At 63.9% G+C, this 7,500-nt stretch carries 8 protein-coding genes (1 of these 8 only partly in view); 3 read left to right on the top strand and 5 right to left on the bottom strand.

Annotated elements, in window-relative coordinates; translation table 11 throughout:
• A protein-coding gene (locus D2V17_RS19105; protein WP_147367474.1) for a hypothetical protein crosses the window boundary here: on the top strand, positions 1 to 191 show its end. 670 nt of this gene lie to the left of the window's left edge; 191 of the gene's 861 nt are visible here — the last part of the coding sequence; its start codon lies off the left edge, out of view; its stop codon occupies positions 189 to 191.
• Between the two features lie 109 nt (positions 192 to 300).
• On the opposite strand, the gene D2V17_RS19100 is transcribed toward D2V17_RS19105, so the two are convergent.
• From D2V17_RS19100 to gstA, 4 genes are read right to left on the bottom strand one after another with little or no spacing between them, the layout of a single operon-like run.
• A complete protein-coding gene (locus D2V17_RS19100) occupies positions 301 to 1,275 on the bottom strand; it encodes an NAD(P)H-dependent flavin oxidoreductase (protein ID WP_119594745.1) in 975 nt (324 codons plus the stop codon).
• The gene (locus D2V17_RS19095) at positions 1,272 to 1,490 is read right to left on the bottom strand and encodes a tautomerase family protein (protein ID WP_119594744.1); all 219 of its coding nucleotides are present in this window, start codon (positions 1,488 to 1,490) and stop codon (positions 1,272 to 1,274) included. The genes D2V17_RS19100 and D2V17_RS19095 overlap by 4 nt, the downstream gene beginning before the upstream one ends.
• A 3-nt stretch (positions 1,491 to 1,493) precedes the next feature.
• Entirely contained in the window at positions 1,494 to 1,874 is a 381-nt protein-coding gene (locus tag D2V17_RS19090; protein ID WP_119594743.1) for a nuclear transport factor 2 family protein, read from the bottom strand.
• Positions 1,871 to 2,482 carry a glutathione transferase GstA gene (gene gstA / locus D2V17_RS19085; RefSeq protein WP_119594742.1) on the bottom strand — a complete coding sequence of 204 codons (612 nt, stop codon included), beginning with the start codon at positions 2,480 to 2,482 and terminating at the stop codon, positions 1,871 to 1,873. The genes D2V17_RS19090 and gstA overlap by 4 nt, the downstream gene beginning before the upstream one ends.
• A gap of 101 nt (positions 2,483 to 2,583) precedes the next feature.
• Between gstA and D2V17_RS19080 the strand changes: the two genes are divergently transcribed.
• The gene (locus tag D2V17_RS19080) at positions 2,584 to 3,465 is read left to right on the top strand and encodes a LysR family transcriptional regulator (RefSeq protein WP_119594741.1); all 882 of its coding nucleotides are present in this window, start codon (positions 2,584 to 2,586) and stop codon (positions 3,463 to 3,465) included.
• Positions 3,466 to 4,367: 902 nt separating this feature from the next.
• Here the strand turns inward: D2V17_RS19080 and D2V17_RS21050 are convergent.
• The gene (locus tag D2V17_RS21050; RefSeq protein ID WP_147367472.1) at positions 4,368 to 4,700 is read right to left on the bottom strand and encodes a hypothetical protein; all 333 of its coding nucleotides are present in this window, start codon (positions 4,698 to 4,700) and stop codon (positions 4,368 to 4,370) included.
• A gap of 192 nt (positions 4,701 to 4,892) precedes the next feature.
• On the opposite strand from D2V17_RS21050, the gene D2V17_RS19070 reads away from it, so the two are divergent.
• A partial coding sequence (locus tag D2V17_RS19070) for a beta strand repeat-containing protein (protein ID WP_191229306.1) occupies positions 4,893 to 7,500 on the top strand: 2,608 nt, incomplete at its 3' end.

The raw sequence follows: 7,500 nt of genomic DNA, 5'->3' as shown, positions 1-7,500 counted from the left end.
TCGATGTCGACGAGACCCATCTGCTGCGCCGCCACCGGTATAAGGCCGGGCCAAGGCTCGGCGTTTACGATCTGAAGGATATGGCACAGATCGCCAATATCGCCTGGCCAGAGGGCAGCGGGCTGGATCTGCGGATCCGGGCGGGCAAGACCGGCATCACCGTCGAGGATCTGGTGCCAGCACCAGAATAGCGCCTGTCACCAGACCGGACGATGCCCCTCCAGTCCGCGCGGATCAAAGGCGCATATGTGCCCGTCATGGTGCCAGCCTCTGCCGCATCGTTATGAAGCGACAGAGAAATCAACTATCGCCTGCGGCATCCGGGGCATGGCGGAAGCCTCTCTGAAGATCGGCTCCAATCGACGCGATCACCTCCGCAGCGCTTTGGCGGGCTTGCACCAGGCCGATGGCTTCGCCCACGAACGGGGCCAGCACCGACATATCCGCCTCCGCGACAGCGGCTTGCCAGCGCTGTTCCTGTGCTGGCAGGTCCTGCTGTAGCCCGGCCTCGTCCCCATGCCAGCGCTCGACAAAGGCGCTGCGCAGCACCCGTCCGGAATAGCGTCCGGGCCAGTCGATCCGGCGGACTGTATCAACAACACGGGTGCGGAGGGTGTCATCGCCGCCATGGGCCAGCGTTGGCCCGACCAGCCGCTGATCGACAAGCGCCTCCTGTGCGGCCCAGAACCTGGTGCCGATCACCGCCCCGTCTGCCCCAAGCGCCAGCGCCGCGAGAACGCCGCGCGCATCGGCGATGCCGCCCGCCGCGCAAAGAAGCGTGGTGCTGCCCCGCCGGGCGATCTCATCCGCCACCTCGGGCACGAAGGCCATGGTGCCCCGGCTCTGCCCGTGGCCCCCTGCATCGCCACCCTGGGCCACCACGACATCCACTCCCAGATCCAGCGCATGGCAGGCATCGCGAAAGGTCTGGACCTGAGAGATAACCGGAACACCCGCCGCGCGCGCCCTGCCCAGCCAGGGGGCCGGATCGGCAAAGGACAAAAACAGCGCCTTCGGTTGTCGCGCCAGCGCCTGATCCAGCAGCAAGGGCCGCTCTTGCAGGGCGAAAGAGATGAAACCGCAGCCGACCGGCACATCGCCGGCGATATCGAACTGCGCCTCGATCCATGCGGCATCGCCATAGCCACCGCCGATCAGCCCCAGTCCACCGGCCCGCGAGACGGCGGCCGCCAGCGCGCCGCCGGCGACGAAGGCCATGGGGGCCTGGATCACCGGCAGCGACAGGCCGAAGCGTTCCGTCAGCCGGGTTCTCATTGCTGCGCCCGGTATTCCGGCACCGACAGGCCACCAATCCCCCAGTTCTCCAGCGCCACTTCGTCGATCACGACGAAAATGGTCGCCGGGTCCTTGTCCAGCACCGTCTGAAGAAGCTCGGTGACCCCCGCGATCAGCCGGGTCTTTTCCTCGGCAGAGGGGCCTTTGCCTTCGGGTCCGCCTTCGCGGGTGATCTTGATATTCACATAGGGCATGTCTCAGTCCTTCCGGGGCAAATAGGTGAAAACCTTGGTGACGATGCGCCATTCGCCCTCGTGCGGCACCAGGGTCAGAAAATCGAGATAACCGCGGCCCATCATGCTCATCCGCGCGGTGACGCGGGCAAGGCGGTCGCTGCCGAAGGCGATTTCCAGCACCGCCTCATCTCTCGGGTCCCCGCGTTTCGCGGGTGGTTCGCGGGCATCGATGCGGGCCATATAGCTGTCGAGGTCAAGGTAAAGCGGGTCGCCCTCGGTCGCACAGGCATAGGCAAGCTGCGGGTGGAAAACCTTGCGAAGCATGGCGCTGTCGGCCTGATGCAGCCCTTCGAAATAGCGCTGCATCAGTGTAGAGATTTCAGCGTAATCGGCGGGGGTCATTGGATCAGCCCCTCGGCTTTCAGGGCTTTCTGCGCCGAGGCCCGCGCTGCCACCCGTGCGCCATGGGCGGCCAGGGCAGGCCAGCGGGCAAGGTCGATGCCGGTGAAATTCGCCCAGTTCACGACAGCGAACAGATAGGCATCGGCGACCGAAAAGCGCCCGGCCACCAGCCAGTCGCGGTCCTCTTTCAGCAGCGCCTCGGCGCGGTCGAATTTTGCCGCCACTTGAAGGCGGGCACGGGCGCTCTCCTCCTCCGTCGCGCTGGGGCGGAAAAGCGGGCCGAAAGCCTTGTGCAGTTCGGAGGAAATCCAGTTCAACGCCTCTTGCAACCGGGCGCGCTCAAGACTTCCGGCCTCTGGCGCAAGGCCCGCGCCCGGATGCCGGTCTGCGATCCATTGCAGCACGGCGGCGCCTTCCGTCAGCACCTCGCCACCCGCAAGTTGCAGCGCGGGCACATAGCCCTTGGGGTTGATCGCCCGGAAATCGGCGCCGGTCTCGGTGCGGCCCGCATCGGTATCGACGGCCTCGACCGCGAAATCGGTGCCCGTTTCATAAAGCGCGATATGGCTGGCCAGCGAACAGGCGCCGGGCTTGTAGTAGAGTTTCATGGTCGGGTCTCCGAGCTTTGCGTGGTGCCTCTGGCTAGCCCGAGTCATGATTTGATGATAATATCGAGTTCTCATCTAAACGATCTGATTTTTGGATCATTATGAAACATGACCAGCTCCTCGCCCTTGAGGCCATCGTCACCACCGGCACCTTTCGCGGGGCGGCAGAGCGGCTGAACAAATCGCAAAGCGCGATCAGCCACACCATCCGTCAGTTGGAGGAGGAGCTGGAGCTGACGCTCTTCTCACGCGACAGCTATCGCCCGCAGCTGACTGCCGAGGGCCGCGTGTTCTACCGCGAGGCCAGCCGGGTTCTGGTCCAGATGCGCGATCTCGGGGCGACCGCCGCGCGGCTTCGGGCGCGCGAAGAGCCGGAACTGCGCCTCGCCATCACTGCAACCCTGCCGCTGGAGCCTCTGCTGCCGGTGCTGTCGGCGATCGGGCAGGAGTTTCCCGCGACGCATCTGCGCCTGTCGACCGAAATGATGGGCGGCCCGATTGCCCGGCTGATGCAGGGCCGCGCCGATCTGGCCATCGCGACCCTTGATGGTGTGCCAGTGGATGAGGTCGAGACCCGCCGTCTGGCCGAGGTCATCATCCGTCCGGTGGCCTGCAGCCGGATGGCTGCGGAACTGGGGCCGGAGATGCTGTCGGTTTCCCGGATGCAGGCCATCCCGCAGATTATCGTCGCCGGAACCAACGGGCCGGAGGACAGCCAGAGCCGCGATCTGCTGCCCGGCGGGCGCAAATGGACGGTGTCAGACTTCCACGCCAAGCGGCAGGTCATTCTGGCGGGTCAGGGCTGGGGCGGGATGCCGGACCATCTGATCCAGGCCGATCTTGCGGCCAGAGCGCTGGTCGCGCTGGCGGTCGAGGGCTTCCCGCCGCGCCGATCCGAAATCTTCGCGATCCGTCGCAGGGATCAGGCTCCGGGGCCGGTCGCGACAGCCCTCTGGGCGCGTCTTGACGAAGGGCTGACCTGACAGGAGAGCGACCTGTCGCTCGCGCTGCCTGAAGCAACTTCGGTGCACCGTCAGGCTCCAGCCCCATCGTGTTTCATGGCCGAGGGGTACGGTGGCAGCGAGCATGATCTCTATGCGGTTGGGCCGTTTGCGCTGGCCTGCCCGGTGCGGGATCGGACCGAAACCTGAGCCGCCAGAGGAAAGTGGGCGGTTTGCGTTCGAGGGGCATGGGCGCAGCTCCAGAGCACATATTGCTTCCGAATTGGTGGCTCCTTGCCATTGCTGGATCCGAACGCGATCCCGCACCATTGCGGGCATTCGGCAGCCGGGCCCTGACCTCCGGAATACCTCCATCCATCCGAGAGCCTCCGCGCCCTCTCATTGTCTCCATGCCGCGAGATTTCCGCGAAAATGATCGCCTTATTCACGCCAAGTGGTCTGCTTTTGCGGGCTGTCCTCGCCTGAAGCTTGCCCGGCGCCGAGGCCGTTGCAGCTGAACATGTCTTCCGTCCAAACGGAACTGCAAAGCCCTTATCATAATATTGGCGAGCAAGAATTGCTCCTTGTTGGATGCATCTGCGCTCAATTCCCGAGCTGTGAATAGCATAGAACGAACCGGCGAGCCTCAGGACTAGTCCTTATGGACAGGTCCGGGGGGCAGTGAGAAGCATGCATGCATCTTACTTTGCGAAAATTGTAAGAATTGTTGTTCTCAAAAGGTAAATTCAATGGCTGTCATGGTTGGGCGCAAAGCAGGCGGGTTTAATTCGGAAAGCCGAAAGCTCTATGCACTTCAGCGCGCCGCTCTTGTGACAGGGGTTTCTGCCTTGGCGCTGACCGTCAGCGTGCCAGTCCTCGCAGAGGATCCTCAAGGAGATGCCGCGGGGTTTGGTGGGTTGTCGGGGGCGTCTACGAATGCTGCCCTAGGTACTCCCGGCACTGGAGGCATCGGGCAAAATGGTGGCAACGGCGGCGATGGCACCTATGGTGCCGGCGGCGGCGGCGGTGGTGCCGGGGGAGGCGCTGGTGGTGCCGGCGGAAACGGTGGCGGTGCCGGCGGTGCCGGAGGTACGGGTGACGGAGGGAACGGCGGGAACGGCGGAGGTTCGTCGGGTGAAGCTGGCGCAGGCGGTGGTGGTGGTGGCGCTCATGGCACGACCAGCGGCGTTGGCGGCAATGGGGGGGACGGAGGCAATTCCAGTGGAGGGCATTTCGAGGGTGGCGGTGGCGGTGGTGGTGCCGGCGGCTATGGTCAATATTACACCGGTGCGGCGGGCACTGTTGTTTTAAATACCTCGAAAACCGGCGGTAATGGGGGGCGCGGTGGCAATTCAGGGCGTGGCGCACAAGGTGGTGACGGCGGATATGGAATTTTCTTCGCAACCTCGGGTGTGACTTTCCAAAACAATGCGACTGTGACTGGCGGCAATGGAGGCGCTGGAGGCTCTGTGGGTGGGCTGCAGGGGCGCGGCGGTTTCGGTGCTGGTGGAGCGAACCTTACCATAATCAACTCGGGCACCATCAGAGGCGGGTTGAATGCCGATGGCACTGTGCGTGCCAAAGCGGTCTATTTCACGGGCGGCAACAATGTGTTCGAATATCGGGCCGGTAGCACCGTGGTCGGTGCTATCGTCGGTGACGAGGGAAAAGACGACACATTCCGGCTCGGCGGCACTACGAGTACCAGTTTCAATGTCTCGGGAATTGGTACGGATATCCAACGCTTTGGGAGCTTTGAAAAGGCGGGCACGTCGACCTTCACGCTGACCGGCACTACGACCCAGGCAACGCCATGGACGATCACCGGTGGCACGCTGGTTATCACCAACGACGGGGCGCTCGGAAATTCTTCTGGAAAGCTGACCTTCAACGGCTCCGGAGCAAAGCTGGTTGTCAATGACAGCGTCACGATGGCCCGCAACATTGAGCTGTCTACTGCCGGTACAATCGAAACCGCTGCGGGAAAGACGACCGAAGTATCCGGTACGCTTTACGGGAACGCATCGCTGACGAAGACTGGTACTGGCACGCTCGCACTTACGGGCGGGGACAGTTCATATACAGGTGTCGTCCAGCTCACTAGCGGAACATTGAGCCTCGGCGGCTCGCGCGTATTGGGCACCGGCTCTGTGACCGCGAGCGCCGGCACTACTATCGACTTCAGGGCAGGCGTGACGGTTTCGAACGGGCTTGCGCTCAACGGTGCTTCTTCTGGCTCGGTCACGCTCAATCAGTCGAACCTACAGGCTGCTTTTGGTGGCATTATCAGCAACACTGGCACAAACACTCTCGCCGTCAACAAGACCGGTGCGGGCAAGCTGACGCTCACCGGCAACAACACTTATACCGGGGTGACCACGGTTGCCGCAGGCACGCTGGTCGCCGCTCACAACAATGCGCTCGGTTCGACCAGTGGGGGCACGGTTGTGCAGTCCGGCGCGACGCTGGAACTCGCGGGGGTGTTGACGGCAGAAAGCGTCACTATCTCCGGCGTGGGTGATGGGGGCATCGGCGCGTTGCATGGCACAGGCGGTGCGAGCACGCTGAGCGGTTCAGTGACGCTGGTTGGAAACTCGACCATCGCTGCAGATGGCGGTTTGCTGACCTTAAGCGGAGGAATCGGCGGCAACCACAACCTCACTTTCACGGGCATGGGCGATACTGCCGTTACTTCCGCAATTGCGACCGGCAGCGGCTCGTTGACCAAGAGCGGCACCGGTTCGCTCAGGCTGGCCGTTGCCAACAGCTACACCGGCGGCACGAGCCTCACTGGCGGATCGCTAACCCTGGGCAACGCGGGGGCGCTCGGCACGGGCGGGCTTACCGCTTCCAACGGCACCAGCCTGACCTATCAGAATGTGACTATTGCCAATGCGATAACGCTCAGCGGCGCCGTCACCTTCAAGATGAACAGCGGCAACGGTGAGCAGAGCGGGGTGGTTTCCGGAAATGGCAGTCTCGTAAAGACTAGTGGCGGCACTCTGACCCTCTCGGGCGCCAACACCTACACCGGCGGCACGACCCTCAGCGGCGGTGGCCTGGCTCTGAATTCCGACACTGCGCTCGGCACGGGGGCAGTTAGTGCTGCCGATGGCACCGAGGTCATCTATGCGGATGGCCTGACGGTCGCCAATGCGGTGGCGGTCACCGGAACGGTTGGCCTCGACCAGACCGGTGGCAGCGCAACGCTTGGTGGCGTGATTTCAGGGGCAGGCGGAATAGCCAAGACGGGCAGCGGCACGCTGACGCTGACGGGAGCGAACAGCTATGCGGGTGGCACCACGCTGAGCAGCGGCGGGCTTTCCCTGACGAGCGATACCGCGCTCGGCACGGGGGCTGTGAGTGCTGCCGATGGCACCAAGGTCATCTATGCGGATGGCCTTACCATCGCCAATGCGGTGGCGGTGACCGGCACGGTCAGCTTCGATCAAACCGGTGGCAGCGCAACGCTTGGCGGTGTGATTTCAGGATCGGGTGAAATCACCAAGACGGGCAGCGGCACGCTGACGCTGACGGGAGCGAACAGCTATGCGGGTGGCACGACGCTGAGCAGCGGCGGGCTCTCCCTGACGACGGACACCGCGCTCGGCACGGGGGATGTAAGTGCCGCCGATGGCACCGCGGTCATCTATGCGGATGGCCTGACGGTCGCCAATGCGGTGGCGGTCACCGGCACGGTTGGCTTCGACCAGACTGGTGGCAGCGCAACGCTTGGCGGCGTGATTTCGGGATCGGGTGGTCTCACCAAGACAGGCAGCGGCACGCTGACGCTGACGGGAGCGAACAGCTATGCGGGTGGCACCACACTCAGCAGCGGCGGGCTTTCCCTGACAAGCGATACCGCGCTCGGCACGGGGGCTGTGAGTGCCGCCGATGGCACCAAGGTCATCTATGCGGATGGCCTCACCATCGCCAATGCGGTGGCGGTCACGGGCACGGTTGACTTCGACCAGACCGGTGGCAGCGCAACGCTGGGTGGCGTGATTTCGGGGGCAGGCGGTCTCACCAAGACGGGCAGCGGCACGCTGACGCTGACGGGAGCGAACAGCTATGCGG

Source organism: Aurantiacibacter xanthus, assembly GCF_003584015.1.
GTDB classification, from domain to species: Bacteria; Pseudomonadota; Alphaproteobacteria; order Sphingomonadales; family Sphingomonadaceae; genus Alteraurantiacibacter; species Alteraurantiacibacter xanthus.
Note: the sequence above shows the minus strand (reverse complement) of the source record. Positions and strands in the feature narration are given on the sequence as shown.